Source organism: Streptacidiphilus alkalitolerans (genome assembly GCF_042511045.1).
Classification (GTDB): Bacteria; Actinomycetota; Actinomycetes; order Streptomycetales; family Streptomycetaceae; genus Streptacidiphilus; species Streptacidiphilus alkalitolerans.
In genome coordinates this window covers 569,024-587,777 of the sequence record NZ_JBHEZX010000001.1, presented here as the reverse complement: position 1 = coordinate 587,777, position 18,754 = coordinate 569,024, and the positions used below count along the sequence as shown (strand labels likewise).

At 68.0% G+C, this 18,754-nt stretch carries 14 protein-coding genes, 1 tRNA gene and 2 pseudogenes; 9 read left to right on the top strand and 8 right to left on the bottom strand.

Going from position 1 to position 18,754, the window contains the following annotated elements; all coding sequences use genetic code 11:
• Positions 1-21 precede the first annotated feature (21 nt).
• Entirely contained in the window at positions 22-714 is a 693-nt protein-coding gene (locus ACEZDG_RS02680; protein ID WP_380501766.1) for a TetR family transcriptional regulator, read from the bottom strand.
• A gap of 144 nt (positions 715-858) precedes the next feature.
• On the opposite strand from ACEZDG_RS02680, the gene ACEZDG_RS02675 reads away from it, so the two are divergent.
• Entirely contained in the window at positions 859-1,851 is a 993-nt protein-coding gene (locus ACEZDG_RS02675; protein ID WP_380501764.1) for a quinone oxidoreductase family protein, read from the top strand.
• 3 nt (positions 1,852-1,854) lie between these two features.
• Here ACEZDG_RS02675 and ACEZDG_RS02670 read toward each other — a convergent pair whose 3' ends face one another.
• Together ACEZDG_RS02670 and ACEZDG_RS02665 are read right to left on the bottom strand one after the other, a co-directional pair.
• On the bottom strand, positions 1,855-2,460 hold the full coding sequence (locus ACEZDG_RS02670; RefSeq protein WP_380501762.1) for an NADPH-dependent FMN reductase: 606 nt from the start codon (positions 2,458-2,460) through the stop codon (positions 1,855-1,857).
• 53 nt (positions 2,461-2,513) lie between these two features.
• The gene (locus tag ACEZDG_RS02665; RefSeq protein ID WP_380501760.1) at positions 2,514-3,383 is read right to left on the bottom strand and encodes an oxidoreductase; all 870 of its coding nucleotides are present in this window, start codon (positions 3,381-3,383) and stop codon (positions 2,514-2,516) included.
• A 138-nt stretch (positions 3,384-3,521) separates the two neighbouring features.
• Between ACEZDG_RS02665 and ACEZDG_RS02660 the strand changes: the two genes are divergently transcribed.
• The 3 genes from ACEZDG_RS02660 (at position 3,522) to ACEZDG_RS02650 (ending at position 6,364) form a co-directional block, all read left to right on the top strand.
• Complete coding sequence (locus tag ACEZDG_RS02660; RefSeq protein ID WP_380501759.1) at positions 3,522-4,535, top strand: Lrp/AsnC family transcriptional regulator; 1,014 nt, start codon at positions 3,522-3,524, stop codon at positions 4,533-4,535.
• A 143-nt stretch (positions 4,536-4,678) separates the two neighbouring features.
• Entirely contained in the window at positions 4,679-5,272 is a 594-nt protein-coding gene (thpR, locus tag ACEZDG_RS02655) for an RNA 2',3'-cyclic phosphodiesterase (protein ID WP_380501757.1), read from the top strand.
• Between the two features lie 66 nt (positions 5,273-5,338).
• Entirely contained in the window at positions 5,339-6,364 is a 1,026-nt protein-coding gene (locus ACEZDG_RS02650; RefSeq protein ID WP_380501755.1) for a GNAT family N-acetyltransferase, read from the top strand.
• Positions 6,365-6,396: 32 nt separating this feature from the next.
• On the opposite strand, the gene ACEZDG_RS02645 is transcribed toward ACEZDG_RS02650, so the two are convergent.
• Both ACEZDG_RS02645 and ACEZDG_RS02640 read right to left on the bottom strand, forming a co-directional pair.
• On the bottom strand, positions 6,397-7,143 hold the full coding sequence (locus ACEZDG_RS02645) for a hypothetical protein (protein ID WP_380501753.1): 747 nt from the start codon (positions 7,141-7,143) through the stop codon (positions 6,397-6,399).
• Positions 7,144-7,187: 44 nt separating this feature from the next.
• Positions 7,188-7,550, bottom strand: coding sequence for a nuclear transport factor 2 family protein (locus ACEZDG_RS02640; RefSeq protein WP_380501751.1), 363 nt, complete (start codon positions 7,548-7,550; stop codon positions 7,188-7,190).
• A gap of 148 nt (positions 7,551-7,698) precedes the next feature.
• Between ACEZDG_RS02640 and ACEZDG_RS02635 the strand changes: the two genes are divergently transcribed.
• Both ACEZDG_RS02635 and ACEZDG_RS02630 read left to right on the top strand, forming a co-directional pair.
• Positions 7,699-7,760: transfer RNA gene (locus ACEZDG_RS02635), tRNA-Lys, on the top strand.
• Positions 7,761-8,299: 539 nt separating this feature from the next.
• On the top strand, positions 8,300-9,388 hold the full coding sequence (locus tag ACEZDG_RS02630) for a hypothetical protein (RefSeq protein WP_380501749.1): 1,089 nt from the start codon (positions 8,300-8,302) through the stop codon (positions 9,386-9,388).
• Positions 9,389-9,774: 386 nt separating this feature from the next.
• Here the strand turns inward: ACEZDG_RS02630 and ACEZDG_RS02625 are convergent.
• The 3 genes and pseudogenes from ACEZDG_RS02625 to ACEZDG_RS02615 form a co-directional block, all read right to left on the bottom strand.
• Positions 9,775-9,993 (bottom strand): annotated as a pseudogene (locus ACEZDG_RS02625) (tyrosine-type recombinase/integrase); the annotation flags it as partial.
• 1,100 nt (positions 9,994-11,093) lie between these two features.
• Positions 11,094-15,626, bottom strand: a complete 4,533-nt coding sequence (locus ACEZDG_RS02620; protein ID WP_380501747.1) for an NACHT and WD repeat domain-containing protein — start codon at positions 15,624-15,626, stop codon at positions 11,094-11,096.
• 44 nt (positions 15,627-15,670) lie between these two features.
• A complete protein-coding gene (locus ACEZDG_RS02615; RefSeq protein WP_380501745.1) occupies positions 15,671-16,624 on the bottom strand; it encodes an endopeptidase in 954 nt (317 codons plus the stop codon).
• Between the two features lie 391 nt (positions 16,625-17,015).
• Between ACEZDG_RS02615 and ACEZDG_RS02610 the strand changes: the two are divergent.
• From ACEZDG_RS02610 to ACEZDG_RS02600, 3 genes and pseudogenes are all read left to right on the top strand, one after another.
• Positions 17,016-17,240 (top strand): annotated as a pseudogene (locus ACEZDG_RS02610) (DUF7002 family protein); the annotation flags it as partial.
• A gap of 53 nt (positions 17,241-17,293) precedes the next feature.
• Entirely contained in the window at positions 17,294-17,680 is a 387-nt protein-coding gene (locus ACEZDG_RS02605; RefSeq protein WP_380501743.1) for a DUF7002 family protein, read from the top strand.
• A gap of 255 nt (positions 17,681-17,935) precedes the next feature.
• Positions 17,936-18,637 carry a DUF899 family protein gene (locus tag ACEZDG_RS02600; RefSeq protein WP_380501741.1) on the top strand — a complete coding sequence of 234 codons (702 nt, stop codon included), beginning with the start codon at positions 17,936-17,938 and terminating at the stop codon, positions 18,635-18,637.
• Positions 18,638-18,754 lie beyond the last annotated feature (117 nt).

Sequence of the window (18,754 nt, the reverse complement as noted above, 5' to 3'; positions counted from 1 at the left end):
TGGGCCCGGCCCGGACGGCTGTCAGTCGGCGGTCGGAGCCGGATCGGAGTCCGGGACGACGGTGTCCGGGACGACGTTGTGCAGGCCGACGGCGAGTGCGGTCAGCAGCAGCTTCAGCCGCGGGGCGAAATCAAACGCGACATGGCCCCATGCGGGCACCTGCTCGTAGAGCGCGGCCAGGGTGGGCGTCGGGTGCGCCACCTGCCACCCGCTCGACGCGAGGGCGAGGGTCGCGGCGATGAGTCCTCGCAACTGGTCGGGGGTCATCGAGCCGGCCCGGTCGAGGAGGTCCACGATCGCGTCGTACGCGGCGAACGACTCGGTCTTGTAGCGGCGTGCGCGTTCCATGGCGACGTCGCCCTCGAGCGTCAGGGTGACGTGGGTGAGCAGGTCGCAGAACACCGGCAGGGCGGTGATGGTCTCCGCGACGACGCCGGCCACGTCTTCCGGGCCGAGGCCGTCGCGCTGGGCCACCGCAGCGGCGATCGCGGCCCGCCACTGCTCCCAGCCCCGTTCTGCGAGTTCGAGCAGCAGCTCTTCCCTGCTCGAGTAGTACCGGCGCACGCCGGTGCGGTGCAGGCCGGTGCGCTCGGTGACCGCCTGCACGGTGATGAAGCGGACGCCGCCGAGTTCCGTCGCCAGCGCCTCCGCGGCGTGCAGCAGGTCCTCCGACCGTTGTGCCTTGTCCTGCGCGGACCGTGCTCGCTCCTTCATGCGGAAACTATAACGCGCCCCGTGATGCGCTACGTGGATCCGCGTGCTACGTTTCCGAATAACGCATCAGTGAGTGCGTTAACTGGGCGGCGCGCAGACGTCGCCCCCAGGAGCACAGGACAGGAACCAGGAGAGGACAGGCTCATGCAGGCAGTACATGCCATCCGGTTCGGAGACCCCACCGCCCTCGAACTCGTCACCGATCTTCCGGACCCGACCCCGGGCCCGGGGGAGGTCGCGATCGACGTCTCGCACTCCGCGGTCGGCCTGATCGACCTGTTCTTCCGGCAGGGCCGGTACCAGGACCGGCCCGGTATGCCGCAGCCCCCGTTCGTGCCCGGCCTGGAGGTGGCCGGCACCGTGCGCGCACTCGGCGACGGCGTCACCGGGCTGAGCGTGGGGGAGCAGGTGGTCGCCATGTCCTCGGGCAGCGGCACCGGCGGGTACGCCTCCGTCTACATCGCGAAGGCTCCGCTGACCGTCTCGATCGAGGGACGCGGCATCGACCCGGCTCTCGCGGTGTCCGTGATCCCCAACGCGGCGATGGCACACGTCGCGCTGACCCAGGTCGCGCACCTGGTCGCGGGTGGGAGCGTCCTCGTGCACGGCGCACTCGGCGGCCTGTCCGCCGGATTCCCGGGCGTGGCAAAGCAGTTGGGCGCGTCCCGGGTCGTCGGCACGGTTCTGCCGGGCAAGCTCGCCGCAGGCCGGGCGACGAAACTGCCCTACGACCGGATCGTGGACTCCACGGATCTGCACCGGGCCCTCGGTGATGAGAAGTTCGACGTCGTGATCGACCCGGTCGGCGGAACGCTCCGCACCAGCAGCTTCGACGTGATGGCCCCGGGCAGCCGCCTCATCGCCGCGGGCAATGCGTCCGACGACTGGGGACACCAGGTGGACACCAATCAGCTGTGGTTCCGCAGCATCACCGTGTCCGGCTACAACGCCGGCGCGTTCCTGCCGACCCACCCGGAGTTCGTGCCCGCCGCACTCGCTGCGGCCATCGAGGCAACCGCCGCCGGCCTGGCGGAGACCGACGTCGACGTGCTGCCGTTCAGCCAGGCCGTCACCGCCCACCGGCGGATGGAGAGCCGCGACGTCAAGGGCCGCATCGTGCTCACTCCGGAGGCATGACCGTCAGCGGATCTCACCGGCGGAGGCCGCCCCGATATCAGATGCCAGTGGGACGGGCCGTGCTTCGCCGAGTGCGAGTGCGAGTGCGTCCAGGGCCTGGGCGAGGGCGGCGGTGATCCGATGGTCGTGGGCGGCCCGTTGCGGGTCGAGGCCGCGCAGACCCAGCACTGGGATCGGGGCCGGGTTCGGATGGGCCCCGACGGCGCGCAGTATCGCCTCCAGGTGGTGCTCGGCACCGTGGGAGTGGTAGCCGATGACCAGGCCGGTGACCGGCTTCCCGGCCAAGGGGCTGGCGTCGCGGGGGCGGGAGAGCCAGTCCAGGGCGTTCTTCAGTGCGGCCGAGACGCTGGCGTTGTGAACCGGGCTGAGGACCAGCACGCTGTTCGCGGTGGCGACCTGAGCCCGCAGCGCGGCCACGGCGGCCGGGGCCGGATCGGTGTCCAAGTCCTCGTTGAACAGCGGCAGTTGGTCCAGATCGGCGGCGAGGACGACCTCGTGCCCCAGGTGGCTTCGGTCCAGCGCCGCTCGGGCGATCCGGCCGGTGACGGACCCGGTGCGCAGACTCCCGGAGAGGACCAGCGTGCGGTGGCGGGCAGGCGGATACGACATGGCGGCGAACTCCACAAAATGAGAGGAAGGGGGAGAAGGGGAGGCGGCGGCCGTCAGTGGGCCGGGTCGGCGATGGCGTTCAGGGTGCGCAGCGCCCGGTCCGGCAGGGCGATCGTGGCGGCGGCAATGCTCTGCGCGAGGTGGGCGCGGGTGGAGGTGCCGGGAATGAGCAGCATCGTGGGCGAGCGGTGCAGCAGCCACGCCAGCGCGATCTGCCGCGGCGTGGCACCGAGGTCGGCCGCGGCCTGCTCCAGGGCCTTGGCCTGCAGCGGTCGGAATCCACCCAGCGGCCAGAACGGCACGAACGCGATGCCCTGTTCGGCGCACCAGTCCACCAGGGCGTCGTCCTGGCGGAAAGCGATGTTGTAGTGGTTCTGCACCGCGACCACCGGCGCGATCCGCTGGGCTGTGCGGACCTGCTGCGCACTGACGTTGCTGACGCCCAGGTTGCGGATCAGGCCCTGTTCGCGCAGCTCGGCCAGCACCGTGAACGGTTCGACGATGTCGTCCGCCGCCAGGGTGTCGGTCATGCGCAGGTTCACCAGATCCAGCGCCTCCACGCCCAGGTGGTCCAGGTTGTCGTGCACCGCCTGCACCAGCTCGGGCCGCGACAGCGCCGCAGGCCACCCACGCTCCGCGGTGCGGCGCGCCCCGACCTTGGTGGCGATGCGCAGGCCCTCGGGGTAGGGGTGCAGGGCCTCGCGGACCAGCCCGTTCACCAGGTGCGGACCGTAGTAGTCGCTGGTGTCCAGGTGCGTGATCCCGGCCGCCGCCACCGCGCGCAGTACGGCCAGCGCCTCGTCGCGGTCGCGCGGCGGCCCGTACGCCATCGGGCCGGCCAGCTGGAGCGCGCCGTAGCCGACCCGGGTCACGGTCAGGGTCTCGGACAGGCGCAGGGTGCCCCCGGGAAGTACATCGCTCATCGCGGACTCCTTGCAGAAAAGCATTCTCGGAACTGGTAGGACCACTGTGCTGGCCCGCCGGAACTTCCCACCAGTCAACCGCCGAAAAGCCGCCCCGAACATCCAAGGGTTCGCTGTTTTGCTGCCTATACTTCCCTCATGGACCAGACCGACCGGCGTATCGTGCAGTGCCTGCTGCAGGACGGGCGCGCGTCGTTCCGCCGGATCGCGCAGGTCGCGAGCGTCTCGGAGCAGACCGCGGCACGGCGCTACCGCGCGCTGGTCGCCGACGGCGCGGTCCGGGTCCGTGCCCTGCCCGGCCACGGCGGCTCCCGCGAGCAGACCTGGTTCGTGCGGGTCCAATGCCGGCCCGACGCCGCGGACGCCCTGGCCGACGCGCTGGCGGCGCGCGAGGACACCTCCTACGTCAGCGTCACCTCCGGCGGCTCCGAGATCGTCTGCCAGACCCGCAGCGACCCCACCCACCCCCACGGCTCCGTCCTGCACCGCCTCCCTCGCACCGCCAAGGTGCTGGGCTTCCACGCCTACGCCGTGCTCCACATGCACCTCGGCGCCGACGCCAAATGGCGCGCCTTCGACGAACCGCTCACCCCCGCCGAGATCGCCGCGCTGCACGAGTCGCTGCACGAGTCGCTGCACGACCGCGACGACGCCCCGACGCAGCCCGTGTCCGACTCGCGCACGGCAGTCCTCACCGCGAAGGACGCCCCGCTGCTGGTGGAACTGGCACGGGACGGACGCACCGGCGTGGTGGACCTGGCACGCGCGACCGGGTGGTCCAAGGCCCGCGTCTCAGCACGCCTGGAGGAACTGCTCGACGGGCAGGCCCTGCGCCTGGCCGTCGACCTCGCCTACGCCCGCTTCGGATTCCACGCCACCGCGTACCTCTGGCTCACCGTCAACCCGGGCCGGCTCAAGGCCACCGGGGAGGCGTTGTCCAGCCACCCCGAGACCACCTTCGCCGCCGCCGTCACCGGCTCCGCGAACCTCCTGGTCACCGTCACCTGCCGCACCATGGACGACCTCTACACCTACGTCACCGACAAGGTCGGCATCCTGCCCGCCGTCACCCAGGTGGACGTCGTCCCAGTCCTGCACCGCCTCAAGCAGGCAGGCACCCGCCTCCACCAGGGCCGCCTCACCCCCTCATGACCGAGCCGTCCACCGAGACTGCCTACACCGCGGCACACGGTTCGAGCGCCTACCGCGCCCCCTGTCGGTGAGGGCGGGCAGGGACGGAAAAGTGTTAGAAAGCTCTGGTGACGGATGATCCTCAGCAGCCCTCGACCGTACGCGTGTTCATCGCGCTCGCTCCGCCCGACGATGCGAAGGACGAGTTGGCGGGCGCCCTGCAGCCCGTCTATGAGCAGTACCCCCAGCTGCGGTGGAACCGGATCGAGGACTGGCACATCACCCTGGCGTTTCTCGGCGGGCTCCCGGTGGCGGCCGTCCCGGTCCTGCGGGCGGTGCTCGCCCAGCTGGCCGCGTCTTGCCCACCCCTGAAGTTGAGCCTGAACGGCGGCGGCCATTTCGACGAACGCCTGCTGTGGAGCGGGATCCAGGGTGAACTCGAAGGACTCCACCTGCTCGCCGATGACGTCCGGAACCTGGTGCGGACCTGCGGTGTCACTTTCCAGGAGCGCCCGCTACGCCCCCACCTGACGCTGGCTCGGGCACGCCGGGGCGAGCGGACCAGCATTCCGTCGGCGGCTGCGGCCCTTGCCGACTTCGCCGGCCGTCCATGGCAGACCGAGCGCCTCCACCTGGTGGGGAGCAACGGGTCGGGCCCCGGAACCATCCGCTACCGCGACATCGAGGCATGGCGCTTCGGCGGCAAGGCCCGACCGGGCCGCCCCCACCTCTCCTGCCCGACGGACGCAACTTCGTGATCCAGTGCTAGCGCTACACCGCTCGGCAGGAGAGCTGCCAACGAGACCTCGGGAAGGAAGGCCGTCATGAGCCTGGAGACAGCGCCGTTCGTACCAGAGCTCGCCTCGCCCGACGAGTTGCGCGCGTGGTACGAGATTTTGGTCGCCGTGTCCGTGGACTTCCCGAGTTCGCCGGTGCCGTCGTACGAGTCATATGTACACCAACTGAATCAGTCCACGTCATTCCACGGGCTGCTGCGGCGATGGGACGCACGCGAGGAGGGGCGGCTGCTCGGCACGGCGAACGCCATCTTCCCGACGGACGAGAACAGCGGGCTCGCCCTCATCTCTGTGCGAGTGCCAGACCGGGACCGCAGAGCGGGAGTCGGGACACGGCTGCTCCGGGCGATGCTGCCGCAGATCCACGAACACGGCTACCGGGCGATCGCCGGTACGGTCAAAGCCGGTGCGGACGGCGAGAGGTGGGCGAACGCCCTCGGCTTCCAGACGGTCCTGCAGCGCTCCTCGCACCATCTGGACATCACGAGCGCGGACCCGGCCCTGTGGCAGGTGGAGCCGAAATCCGGATTCCGGCTCCACCGCTGGACGGACACCGCACCGGAGGACCTGGTGCAGGGCTTCGCCCGAGCACGCAACGCCATCGCCGACTCGCCGGCCGGCGAATCAAGCTATCGGCACCCCAACTGGACCGCGGAACGAGTGCGGCAGTACGAGGCCAAGACGCGCGAGGGTGGGCAGTCCCACCGCTACGTCGTGGCCGTGGACGAACGCGGCGGGACTGTGGCGGGCTTCACCGAGATCGCCATCGTCCCCGGACAGTGGAGCCACTGCACCCAGGAGGACACTGCCGTGCTGCCCGAATTCCGCGGACTCGGGCTCGGCCTCGCCATGAAGGCCTCGATGATGCGGTGGCTCACCGCCGATCTTCCCCGGCTGGAACAGGTGCGCACGACGACGGCATCCGAAAACCTGCACATGATCCGGGTGAACGCCCAGCTCGGCTACAGAACTGACTACACCCTGGCGACCGTCGAGTCCGAGGTCGGCGCACTCGCAGCACGGCTGGACTCCCGTGGACCGCGGGCAACGTGATGTCGACGGCGATGCCGTTCAGCTCGGTGACCTCAGCGTTGCCCGTCCGCACCGTGAAGCGCCACGGTGCGGGCGAACCACTCCAGGACGCCCTGGATCTCGTCAACGTGGCCTGCAAGCGCCTCCAGCGGGAATGAGAGGCGCAACTCCAGCTTGGCTTCGGGAAGTTCGATCCCGTCGATCTCGTTCAGCCGACTCATGAGCTCGCGTCGAAGAGCAGTGTCGTTTTCGAGTCGACCGGTCTGCATCCGGTCAGCGAGCTCCGCGAGGCTCCATTCCCTGACCTGGTCCTCGTCTGCGGCGTTGGCCAGCAGGACCAATGCGTGGTGGCCCCGCAACCGGTCGCCGACGCTCTCGCTGTCGCGCGGTGCCGTCGCGGTGGCCACCAGCCGGGCGAGTTCCTCACGGCGTCCGGTGAAGGTGGCCGGATCCGTGGGCAGCTGACCCAACACGCGTTCTGGACCGCCGGTCTTGGCCTGCGCGTGGACCTTGATGCAGGCACGGCGCCAGCGATCGACCGCCGACTCGTCCTCGCCGAGCGCACGGACGACAGCGACCACCAGGTCCAGGTCCAAGCGGCGCCGTCCGGTTTTGAACACGTCCGCGACCGTCATGGTCGGCACAACGCGCGGGGGGCGCATGAGCGGCCCGACCCTCTTCGCCAGCACTCGGTAGGAGGGCATCTCCGCCCGCGCACGCAACTCACCAAGCAGACCGACGAACTCCGCGAGATCAACCGCTCGGTCCGGGTCCGGCCCTGCGCCCAGGTGTTCAGCCACGGTACCTCCGCGTCGTGGAGTCCTGCCCCGCGTAGGACACGGTCTCAGTCCGTTCCGGGGAGCGTGCGGGGCAGCCCGAACCGTGGCATCACGCTCGCGTCGAAGCCGGTGATCACGGTGATGCGGTCGCCGGCGGTCGTGACGACGAGCAGGGTGTAGGCCCGGTAGAGACCCGCGTACGGGTCGGCCATGTACATCCCGAACGCGGGCTGGCCGTTCGCGCGGGTCGGTACCACGCGGTACGACCGGTCGGGCCGGAAGGTGACCGCCAGCAGGACGCGGCGTGCCATGTCGATACCCCGGTATTCCAGCATGGCGGGCGGCATGGAGAACCGGACGTCGGCTACGAACAGCCCCACCAGCGCGTCGAGGTCGGCCCGTTCGAGCGCGTCGGTCAGCCGGGCCACCAGTTGGTGTTCGGTCGCGCTTTCCGGCCGGTCGGCGTGCCGGCTGCTGCTGCTTCCGGTGTCCGGCAGGTGGTTGTCGATGGTGGCCCGCGCTCGTTTGAGGGCGCTCTGTACCGTGAACCGCCCCGGATGGGACCTCAGGGGGTGTCGCTCAATTGGCGGAGCTGTGGACTTTTAATCCATAGGTTGTGGGTTCGAGTCCCACACGGCCAACCCTGTAAAGGCCCAACTCACCCGTGTGAGCTGGGCCTTAGTCGTTTCCATGATCCATGGCCGTACAAGTCGGCGTCCGGTTTGTCCCCTAACCCGCCCCGCGCGCTAGTCGCCCGGATGACTTTGAAGAACTGCCTGTAATGGTGCGGAACCTTTGGGGTCGGGCTGGAGGGAATCTACAAGTCCAGCCAGTTGCTGGCGGTGCTTCGGCACCGCGCCGGACACCCTGCTGACCGCCCCGACCACCCACCCCGTGGACGGCATGGCCGGCGCGGTGGACGTCCTGGGCTACCGGCGCGGGCGGATCACGAGGGGAAGTGCCTCGGCATCGTCACCCCGGAGGAGATGGCCCGGGTCGGCCAGGCCCTGCGCCTGGCCCTGGACCTGTCGGACTGACACGAATCGAGACGGGACACCCGAAAACCCGTGCGTCCCAAGCGGCTAGGGGATCTACCTTGGAGACCCGCACCACCGTGGCCGCGCCGACCGGCCCCGTACATGAACTGTGAGCCCCCGTGCCGAAGTTGCCCCACCCGATGCTCGACGCCGAGCTGTCCCGCGCCCAGACCATCCTCATCTCCCACGTCGCACGGAGGTGGTGGGAGGAGGGTGAGTGGCCGATCTGGGAGTCCGTCGAGGACGCCCTTGCGGACATCGGCCCGACCCCCGACGAGGCGAAGAAGGGCCTGTACGCGCTGCCGCGCGGAGCGCAGCGGAACGCACACTCCGGCTACGGGTTCACCGGCCCCCTGCCCAGTGTTGGCATGCTCCGCGAAGAGCAGCCGATCGAACTGACCGTCGCCGCAGCCCTAGTTGACTCGGACGTTGACGCGATCTTGGGCAAGCCTTTCTTGTTGACCCTCAAGCACATGATCGAGGTCTACGAGGCGGCCCCCCGGCAGGGGAACCAGCCGAAGAAGGTGAACCTCACTTCCGAGGAGCTGGCCAAGGCCATCCCCACACTCAAGGCTGAGTTCATCCGCCGCCTGCCGGAGGTCTTCAACCGCGAACCGATCCTGCCGGGCAGCTTCGCCACTCTCCAGGGCGGGGACTGGACCTACGTGATCACGCGGAAGGTGACGCGGTTCGCCGCTGTCTACGACATCCGCGGCTACGTGGCGACGACGCTGGAACTGCTGCAAGGCGACGACACTCCGACGCCCAGCGCCATCACCGCCCCTCCGGTTCCTGCCGCTCTGGAAGCCGCTCCGGCCCCCTACATCGACGCCGACCTCATCACCGAACTGGAGAAGGTCGGCGCGGCCAGCAACTGGGACCTGAAGAAGCTCCTGGCCATCCTGCGCGAGCTCAACAGCAACATCGCCGACCGCCACCCCTTCGCCGCCGCCGCCCTGATCCGGGCCGTCATGGACCACATCCCTCCGGCGTTCGGGCAGAAGGGCTTCGCTGGGATGGCGAGCAGCTACAAGTGGTCGGAAACGGACGGCAAGCACGCCAAGGCGCTGGCCGGGCACCGAATCGTCGGCGATGATGTGATGCACCGGCAGGTCAGCCGCGAGAAGGACCTGATCACCATGGACGATCTCCCGGGGCGCACCGGCCCGAACGCGATCCTGCGGGAGCTGCTGGTGATCCTCCGCAAGGACGTACAGGTCAAGCCGTAGGTCTTGAGCAGAACGGGCTCCACCGCGTGAAAGCGGTGGAGCCCGTGATCACTCACGCCCGGGTCAGTCCTCGTAGCCCATCGCGGTTGCCAGTATCGGGTGTTGGCAAATGCTTCGGCGAGTTGGGGTTGTTGGTATCGGAAACCCCTTGCCACCAGCGGAAATCCGTTAACTGCCCGGCATTGGGGCAGCGCCCTGGGAGCATCCCGTCCTGGAAGTGGTCCCGCACGATTCACTGTCCGCGTCAGATCAAGATCCGTGAATCGGCGCCGTGGGGAACCCGTCCTGTGGCGAGTGGTGGCCTCAGCTGCCTGGTGGGCGGTCTGGGGGAGGACGGCTGTGTAGATGTCGGCGGTGGTGGAGAGGCTGCCGTGTCCGACCTGGTGCTGGACGACTTTGAGGGGGACGCCGGCGTTCAGGGCCAGGGTGGCGGCGACGTGGCGCAGGTCGTGCAGGCGGATCGGGGGCAGGTCGTGGCCGCGGACCAGTTGCTGGAAGATGTGGCCGACGTGGTCGGGGTTCACTGGGTGGCCGCGGACGTCTGTGAAGGCGTACCCGGTCTCGCTCCAGCGTTTGCCTGCCAGCAGGACGGCCAACGCAGGCATCGGGCTGACGGTGGCGAGGACCAGGGAGCGGCTATCAGCGCGGTGTCTGGGGACGCACGCCCGCGAGGCTCTGATTTCAACCGGTGGCTGCCACGGCGGTTTGACGGCCCTCATTGTTACGCACAGTGGTTAGCGCTGCTCGTGGGACCAGCGATCGAAACGGGTTGAAAGAGCTGTGCCCGAGACGTCTCTGGAAAGCTTTACCGAGGGGTTGCGGAGTCTTCCAGAAATCCTCCACTCGGCGGCGGAAATGAAATTCGAGAGGACCTTTTCCAATGCAGAACGTGATCGGGTATCAGCGCCGTGTGGCGATCTTGGTCCCCAGGTGGTCCCCAGTGGGGCCGTAACCCCCTTGACCGGAGCCTGCCGGAACGTCCTAGACTCCTGACGGGCCGTCATGCAGAAGGCCGCTGACCTGGACTTTCGTCCGGATCAACGGCCTTCTGACTCACTGCCGGGACGACAGGATTTGAACCTGCGACCCCCTGACCCCCAGTGAGGTAGGTTTACGAACTATGGCACGCTGGGCGCATTAGGAACGTTCCAGGCGTGCAAAATGGCACATAGCGCGCCAGGTGTGCCGTCCAGCTGGTCCCCAACTGGTCCCCAACGGCCTCCACCTGTTACTTCGACAGCCCCTGGTCCCCAGGTGGTCCCCATGAAATTCCCGTGGCGGAGAATCTTCCAAGTCCAGGACAATCTCGCATTTGAAAGAATTGAGTTTCAAGTGGATTGAATAATAAGTCTGCGACTTCCAGAAATTAACAACGCCATATTCGCATGCGCCCCAGGTCAGTCCCCCACGCCTTCCTAGATGCTCCACGGGATCTGATTCGTTCTCGGCTCGGTCGGCCGACTTTTCCAGGCCCCCACCGGCCCCACTCCTGAGCGACAAGCTGACAATGCTCAGCGAGTCCGGGAGTTTCGGGGCATGGGTGCCGGCCTTCCGCAGCCACTGCAGCACCGCAACCACTTGGCCTCCGCCTCCGCCCCATCCCTGATGTGCACCCCGAGGGAAAGCACCGGCGGGCCCCACAATCGGATGGGCGCGATGAGCCGCGCCCATCCAGGGTTGCCTTCGGGTGCTGCCACGGAGTCGTTCAGCGGCTGACGGTGACGGCTGCCAGGCCCGCTGGCCCGCCGAAGGCGATCGCCGGGTCGGTGGTGCCCGGCATGCTGGCGTCGGGCAGGGCACAGAGAGACGTGAGGGGTGTGCCTGTGACTATCCGCATGAGCTCCTCCCCGGTCCACGGGTTCCAGAGGCGCACGGTGGTGTCGCTCGAGCCTGTGGTAGCAAGGAGCGGCTGCGGCGAAGTGGGAGTCGGCGGCAGGACGCTGATGCTCGAGACCGGGCCCTGGTGCCCCTCGAGTACGGGGTACGCTTCCGTCCGAACATTGTCCGGGGACCAGAGCCGGACGCAACCGTCATTGCCGCCAGTGGCCAGCAGGAAACTCCCGTCCTCTGCAGGGCAGACGGCGAGTGAATGGATGGGGCCTGAGCGGCCGGGTAGGCGCAGATGTGGTGACGCACCGAGGTGGCCAATCCTCACGGTGCGGTCGCTGGAGTACGCCACGAGTGGTCCGGTCTTGGCCGGCAGAGCCGCGAGGGCGCGCACGGATCCGTTCGTGTGGAGGGGCTCCCAAAGCTGTTCGCCGCTGGCTAGGGCATGGAAGTAGATGCCTCCCGCGGTCGTGCCGCTGATCAAGACGACGTCGTCGGCGCTGGGATGGGGAAGCATGGTGAGAGAGCGCACCCGATTCTCTTGCCAGCGCCGTTCGACAGGAAGGGACCGCCAGCCGCGCAGCACGTCCCAGTGGCCGATCAGGCCGTTTTGCAGGCCGACGACGACGGAGGCCGATCCGTCTGGCCAGACGTGGGTGGCCAGGGCGGTCAACACACCGCAGCCCCATTCGTCGGGCCACGTCAGTTGCTGAGGACGCGGCCGCCTGCCCCTCAGCTGCCCTCTTGCCGCCGACCGAATACTGATGGCGCCTGAACGCCCGGGCGTCAGCAAGCTGGGGCCGTCGTCCGATCCTGGGATCACGGCTAGGAGAGTGCCGTCCGCCAACGACTCGGGAGCGGGTTCCATAGGCAGTGTCGGGCCAGCGGGGTTCCAGATCCGGACTGTCCGGTCCAACGATGCGGACACTACGAAGGGCATCTGCCCTCCCGTATCCACCGCGACCACGGCCTTGACCCTTCCTGTGTGGTCGGGTGGTGATGTGTACAACTCTCTACCCTTAGTCGGGTCCCAGAGGCTCACGGCCCCGCCGTCAGTGCCGCCAAGTGCCAGCAGTGACCCGCGGCCCGGACGAGGGTAGGGCGCGAGGGAGGCAGCCGCTCGGCGGATACGCGCGGCCGTGTTCTCCTCACCGGTGAATGCGTCGTAGGTGCGCACGCTGCGCGTTGTGCTCGAAGCCGCAGAAAGTTGGGGTCGGTCCTCGTGGTCGAAGTGGAGAGCGAGAGCGACCACGCCTCTGCCCTGCCCATTCACCACGGTGACAGTGTCAAGCGATTCGGCGTCAAAGACCTGCAGCGTGCTGTTGTTGCCGCCTGCGGCGAGTAGCGTCCTGCCTGTGGGGAGTCGCAACGTCGCCAACGCCTTGACCGAGGGGCCCATCACGCCGTCGAGAGGCATGAGGGGCAGGCCCGCCGTCTCCTCGTCGAAAGGATCACACGTGATCAGTCCCGCCTCAGTTCCGACGGCTAGCCGCACTCGTCCGTTCCTGGTCCTGAACGCGGCAAGCGCGAACACGGCTTCCGTCTCAGGGAGCCGGGTGGCATCGCCGCTCTGCGGGTCATAGATCCAGACACCGTGGGCGGCACCCACCGCGAGCAGGGGGATCTGTGCGGGACTGGTCAGCACGGCCAGGGCGCGTACGTACGGGGCTGGCTTGAAGGGCAGGCCGAATTCCGTTCCGGTACGCGGGTCCCACACTCGCACCTCACCACCTTGGTCACCCGCCGCGACGAGCGGGCTGCCATCCGGAAGGGTGAGGGACACCAGCGAGGCGAGGGGCATCGACGCCTTTGCCAAGAGGTCTTCGGACACGCGCAGTTGGCTCCACTGCGGTGTGACGCTGGAGCGATAGCCGAGTAGCGGCCGTGTTGCGACCAGATTCCCGACGGCACCACGGCCGACAGCTGTGCCCAGAAGGGACAGGCGGAGGCTGTCGGCCCGGGCCGTAGTTCCTGCATCGCCCAGGAATGCTTCAATACGAGCCCACGCGGCGAGGTTAGCGGCACTGGTGCGAAAGTCGGCAGGGATTCCGAGGGCTGCCCGCACCGTTCCGCTCGTCTCCCAAGGCAGGAATCGCCAAGGGACGTGCTTGTCATCGACGAGTCCGGCTGCGGCCACGTGCTCGATGAGGTGGCGCCGAAGGTACGGGTGTGGCGGCTGGTCCAGCGCCTCAGGCAGGATCCCACCGAAAGCCTGTACGAGTAGTGCGTGCGCAGCGGTGACTGGGATCTCAGGGAATCGCGCCGCTGGGGCCGTGCCCGTATCTGGGAGATCGAGCAGCAACTGTGGTGAGAGCCGTAGGGTTTCGCTGATCCGCTCGTGGATCGGTCGGTACACGGTCCGCTCGTCCTCGACTGCGGTTGTCAGGTAGCCGTTGAGTCGGCTGCTCATCACCAGGCGGATGGCCGCATCCGGGTCGCTAACGGGGGTCGAGGACAATGCACGCACCGCGGCGGGCCAGATTTCGGCCCAAGGCAACCCCGCCCCCTGCCCGAAGGCGGTCGTCCGAAGCACAGCCATCAGGTGCTCGGGCAGTGTCTCGTGCCAGCGAGCCACCTCGCCGAGGTCCTCTCGGAGGAGCGCCTCGGTACCCTCGCGCAGGGTCCGGCGCCACGAAGGATCTTCGGGGTCCGGCATGACAGGCATCGAGCGAAGTTGCTCGGCGGCGATCCTGGCGTCCAGGAAAGACGGGGACACTTCCTCGGCAATCGCCGCGGCCAGCCGGCGGTGCCGGAGTTGGGCGAGCTCCAGCTCAGTGAGTTCCGAATGCCCTTCTGCGGCGCTGCCCTGGCCCTCTTGCGGCGCTTGGAGCAGCGCGTGGACGTACGCGGCAATGTCGCCCCTGGTCGCCTCGACTTCGTCTGTGCGGATCAGCGGCCCGGCGTGAGTGGCCCGGATGAGGAGTCCGAGCAGGTCGATGGCGGGAGCCGTGGGCGTCGGGGCCGTCGTAGACTCCCGGGGACTGCGGACGCCTAGAAGTAGCCGGACCGCGGGACCTTCGTCTATCGCCGTGTCCATGCGCAGTTGAGTGAGTGGGCGGAGCAGGTCGGTGATAACGCGCGTAGGGTTCTTGGCCTCGTCGACGCCGTCAACCACGAGAGTCAGGGGTTTTCCTCGCGAAAGTGTGAGCTCCCCTATGAGTTTGCAAAGAGCCTTCACTGGCCCCTCGTCCAGAAACCTCGCCAACCTTCTTGACCCTGTCCGAGAGCGTGCCCCGTTTGCTGCGCCAAAGGCACTCGGGGAGCCATCGAGCGCCTCGAAGAGAGTCTGGGCGAGTTCGTCTGGATCGGAGTTGCGGGCGAGGACGGCCGCATCCACAGAGCCCACCGGGACGTCGAGTTCCTGGGGGATGTCGGCGATGAGTGGGCCATAGTGCGGGTCCGCACGGAAGCGGGCGTCGCTGAGAGTTACCACGCGCGCCAGGAGGGCGGACTTGCCCGAACCAGCCTCGCCGGTGACGACGAGTACATGCTCAGTGCCACTCAGGAATTCGAGCACCCGTTTGACTAGGTCAGTGCGTCCGGTGAAGTACCAGCCGGGGCCGTCGGCTTCCGGCTGACCAGCGGCGCGCGAGATCCAGTATCTGTCCAGCTCGGTGCGGGTCCAACCGACCTCGCTAAGGGAGGCACCAAGTACAGCATCGATCGCCGTATAGCCGGGGTTGGGCAGGCAGGGACTAAGCTGTTGATGCGCCTTCTGTACTGTGGCGGATGATGTCGGCCATATCTCGTGGACATCGGCCATGGTCCTCGCGTCGAACACCGCGCCGACGATGCCCCTCCATTCCTGCCAGCTGAGGTGGGACCCGGCGTAGCCATTGGCTTGGTCCGCGCAGTGGTCGTGGACGGCCCGGAGCAGGTTGGTGAACTGACCAAGCCGGGGCCTGCTTTCGTCGTTCCCGGCCGCGAGTACAACGAGCGAGGCGAGCGAGCGACGCCCTTCTCGGAGCGCCTTCAGATTGGCCTTAAGTTCGGTTTCGAGCCGACCGGAGAAGCAGGAATCAACCATCACCAGGACGTGCGTTGCCTGGGAATCCAGCACTGTTGCGATCAGTTCCGCAGTCGGAAAGGCGGTGCTGAGTGGCCGGTCCTCGTAGGAGTCGGGCAGGCGCAGGAAGTGCTGCGGGGAGTTGGCGGGAGCCAGACCGTGGCCGGTGATGTAGATGACGAGGGCTTCGTCGTCGTCCGCCTCGGCAAGCTCCTCATCCAGGAGGAAATCGCGCAGGCCCCTTAGGTCACTGAGCTGTTTGGGCCGGGCTGGAACGAAACGGCGCCTGTCGTCAAGGCTGGGATCGGCCCACCAGCCCTCCACGATGCTGACCTGCGCGGAGATGCCCGTGCTGAACTTCCGCTGCTCTGAGGGCGACCCGTCGTCGTACTCGGTGACTGCCAAGATTATGAGGCGACGAGCATATGTGCCGGGGACTGGGTCGCCCGTCATGGCCGCCTGCCCGTCACTGCGCGGGCTACTGGCTCGCTGCGAAGGTAGCGCACAGCGCTGTGGGGGTCGATCAAGCCGTTGTCGACCGCGGCATCGACCAGTCCCGGAGCCACCCGGCGGAGCCCTATGCCGCCGGTTACCACATCGTCCGGGTCGTGGACGTTGATCCAACGAACGTGGTTGGGTAGGTGCAGGTGCTCACTGTCCTTGATCTTCATGAGCCGCCGCACCGAGGGGATTCCCAGCGGGGAACCACAGGTGATGAGGGTATCGACGGCGGGGCCGAGGAGACATCCGGAGGTCCGACCTGCAGCGTCGTCCTCGTGGTGGAAGAGGTCGTAAGCGATCACGCTCCCGAGGGAATGGCCGATGACCACAGAGGTGGTCGCGGTGACGTGATCCCGGACGAGCGCGCGGACGTTGGCGGCCAGGTCTGGCTCCGTCAGATAAGAGCGGACCTCCCGCATCCGTCGGACGAAGACCAGCCCTCCGCCGCCAGGGAAGCGATGATCATAAGCTATTAGCAGTCGCGTGATCCGAGGCGACCAGAGCTTAGGCGGACCCAGTACGGCCAACGGCTGTTCCTCGGCGTAGGCCAGGTCCTGCGGCCCAACAATGTCACCGAGGGCCTCCGCTACGAACTGTTCCTCCTCCGGTGTCATCGACTCGCCGTAGGGGTCGTCCTGGGGTCCCAAGTGGTCCACTCCCTTGACGAGCAAGGAAGTCCAGTGCGGCACACGGAGCGCGATCGGGAAGCCGGACAAGTCGGTAAACTCCGCGATGCCGCGCCCGAGCGCCTTCCTCCAGTCCCGGGTCAACTGCTCCTCTGAGGTCCCCGATTGGCCAATCCCGTGCACCCCAACGATCTCCGCTGCGCGCATATCTTCCTCACTCAGCCCAGCCTGTTCATGGTCGGCATCTGTCGGCCAATGCCGATTACCGTCGACCATCGGCGCACGGTCTGAGTTTCCGGGTCGCTGGTCGAACCATGATTGTGCTGCATCCGGACAGGACCTGTCCCTCGATCCACGGGACTCCCGAAAGACCTATGGAGTCGCAGGGGGGAAGAGCTATAGGTGCGGAGGACTGTGCTGAGATTCGGCGGCTGAACCGGGCAGATGGCCTGTCGGTTCTACACGGGAAGGCTCGCCAGTGAGCGCCGGGCTTCCCTCCTTCCGCTGCTACTCAGATCCCGCAAGCGGATCAATCCGCGAGGGCACCGAGACTGACTCCTACTGCGAGCGCGTCATAGCCTAAATTTACACCGCGAACTTCTACACCGCGTGGGCCGAGCCGTCGCTGCCCATACGGAACCCGGCTGCGCGCTGCTACCCTCGCCTGGTGGAGCGCACGCGGCTGATCGAGCAGCAGCCCACCCTGTTCCACATGGCGCAGGACGGCTCCTGGCCCTCGATCCAGGCACACGGCCTGCTGAGCACCAGAACGCTCGTCGACCTCTACGATCCCGCACCGGCCGACCGCGCAGCCATCCTCGAGAGCAGGCGCAGCCGCAGCATCGTTCTGGAGAAACCGGTCCTGGGCCGCGCGGTGATCCGGGACCAAAAGCCGCTGCAACAGCTGAACCGCCTGGCAGCGGGCACCGGGCACCGGGCACCACAGTGCAGGAGTACCTCGACCTGCTCAACGGCCGGGTCTTCTTCTGGCTCAGCCGTGGCCGGCTGGATGCGCTGCTCGACGCCTACCGGGGCTCTGCTCAGCTGGTGCGCTGCTTCGACACGGCCGAGGTCCTGGAGCGCCACGGTCCACGGGTGCAGCTGTCTCCCTTCAACAGCGGCAGCATGAAGGGACCCAGGGTGCCGGTGCGCGGGCGCGACGTCTTCCGCGACGTTGGCGACTTCCCTTACGAGCACTGGCGCCGGAAGCACCGCTCTCGCGGCGCCGTCGTCGCGGAGCTGACTGTAGAGCACGCCGTTCCCGATGCCGCGCAGCTGGCGGTGCGCGTGGAGCGCTGGCAGGACGGGCAGCGCACCGCGATCCTGCATTAGCGGTGATCCTCCCCGAGGAGACGCAAGCAGTCCGCCGGGGACGTTGTGCCAGCGTCGAGCGAGTGGGCGCTGAGCGGCAGCAGGGCGGAGGCGACACCGCAGTGCGGGCTGGCAGGCAGCGGGACTCCACGCATCCGCTCCGCGGTCCCGCCGAGCAGGCGCCGCGACGCGCGCCGCTCCCGCGGTCGGCCGATGAGTTTCGGCAGCCCGAGCAGTCGGTACCTGTGTATGGCAACTCGACCGCCCGGAGGCATCGTGTCCACCCGTAGTAACCCTCATGCCCTGCCGCCCGTCGTCGAACTCGCCACTTGGGAGAAGGAGCTGGCCGCCCTCCGCGTGCGCGAGAAGGCCGCCACCCGCGAGCTCGGCGCCATCGCAGCGCAGCGCCGCCGACTGCCGATGGTGGAGCTGCCCGACTACGTACTGGAGGGCGAAGACGGCCCGGTCCGACTCGCGGAGGTCTTCGGAGAGCATCCGCAGCTCATCGTCTACAGCCACATGTGGCGTGACGGCGCGGCGTGGCAGTGCGGCGGCTGTACCGGCTTCACCTCGCAGTTCACCCGGCTCGCGGCCCTGGAGAAGTTCGACGCCCGGTTCGTGATCGTCACCCAGGGCCCGATCGAGGAGGCGCTTGCTTACAAGCGCAAGGTGGGCAACACGATGACCTGGTACTCCACCGCGAACAGCCCGTTCGGCACCGACGTCGGCGCCCCGCCCGACGGCGGCTTCGCCGTCAACGTCTTCCTGCGCGACGGCGACAAGGTTTACCGCACCTGGCACACCGACGGCCGCGGCACCGAGCAGCTCAGCCACCTGTTCCCCCTGCTCGACGTCCTGCCCTACGGCCGCCAGGAGGAATGGCAGGACTCTCCCGAAGGCTGGCCCCAGTCACCGACCTACAGCCGCTGGGCGACCTCTCAGGAGGTCGCCGCCGCCTACGGCGAGCACGCCGACTGACTACCGCCGGTAGAGTCCGGACCCTTCAATCGGGCCCTGGGCGGAGGTGCTCAGCGCTCGCACCAAGCACCCGCAGCACCTCCCCTTGAAGCGCTCCGGTCGCCCATGGGGCTCCGC

Excerpts from the sequence above, each read along its gene's own strand:
- ACEZDG_RS02615 (WP_380501745.1), bottom strand. The coding sequence starts at position 16,624 with ATGGTCGACGGTAATCGGCATTGGCCGACAGATGCCGACCATGAACAG.
- ACEZDG_RS02650 (WP_380501755.1), top strand. The coding sequence starts at position 5,339 with ATGAGCCTGGAGACAGCGCCGTTCGTACCAGAGCTCGCCTCGCCCGAC.
- ACEZDG_RS02670 (WP_380501762.1), bottom strand. The coding sequence starts at position 2,460 with ATGTCGTATCCGCCTGCCCGCCACCGCACGCTGGTCCTCTCCGGGAGT.
- ACEZDG_RS02680 (WP_380501766.1), bottom strand. The coding sequence starts at position 714 with ATGAAGGAGCGAGCACGGTCCGCGCAGGACAAGGCACAACGGTCGGAG.
- ACEZDG_RS02660 (WP_380501759.1), top strand. The coding sequence starts at position 3,522 with ATGGACCAGACCGACCGGCGTATCGTGCAGTGCCTGCTGCAGGACGGG.
- ACEZDG_RS02630 (WP_380501749.1), top strand. The coding sequence starts at position 8,300 with ATGCTCGACGCCGAGCTGTCCCGCGCCCAGACCATCCTCATCTCCCAC.
- ACEZDG_RS02675 (WP_380501764.1), top strand. The coding sequence starts at position 859 with ATGCAGGCAGTACATGCCATCCGGTTCGGAGACCCCACCGCCCTCGAA.
- ACEZDG_RS02665 (WP_380501760.1), bottom strand. The coding sequence starts at position 3,383 with ATGAGCGATGTACTTCCCGGGGGCACCCTGCGCCTGTCCGAGACCCTG.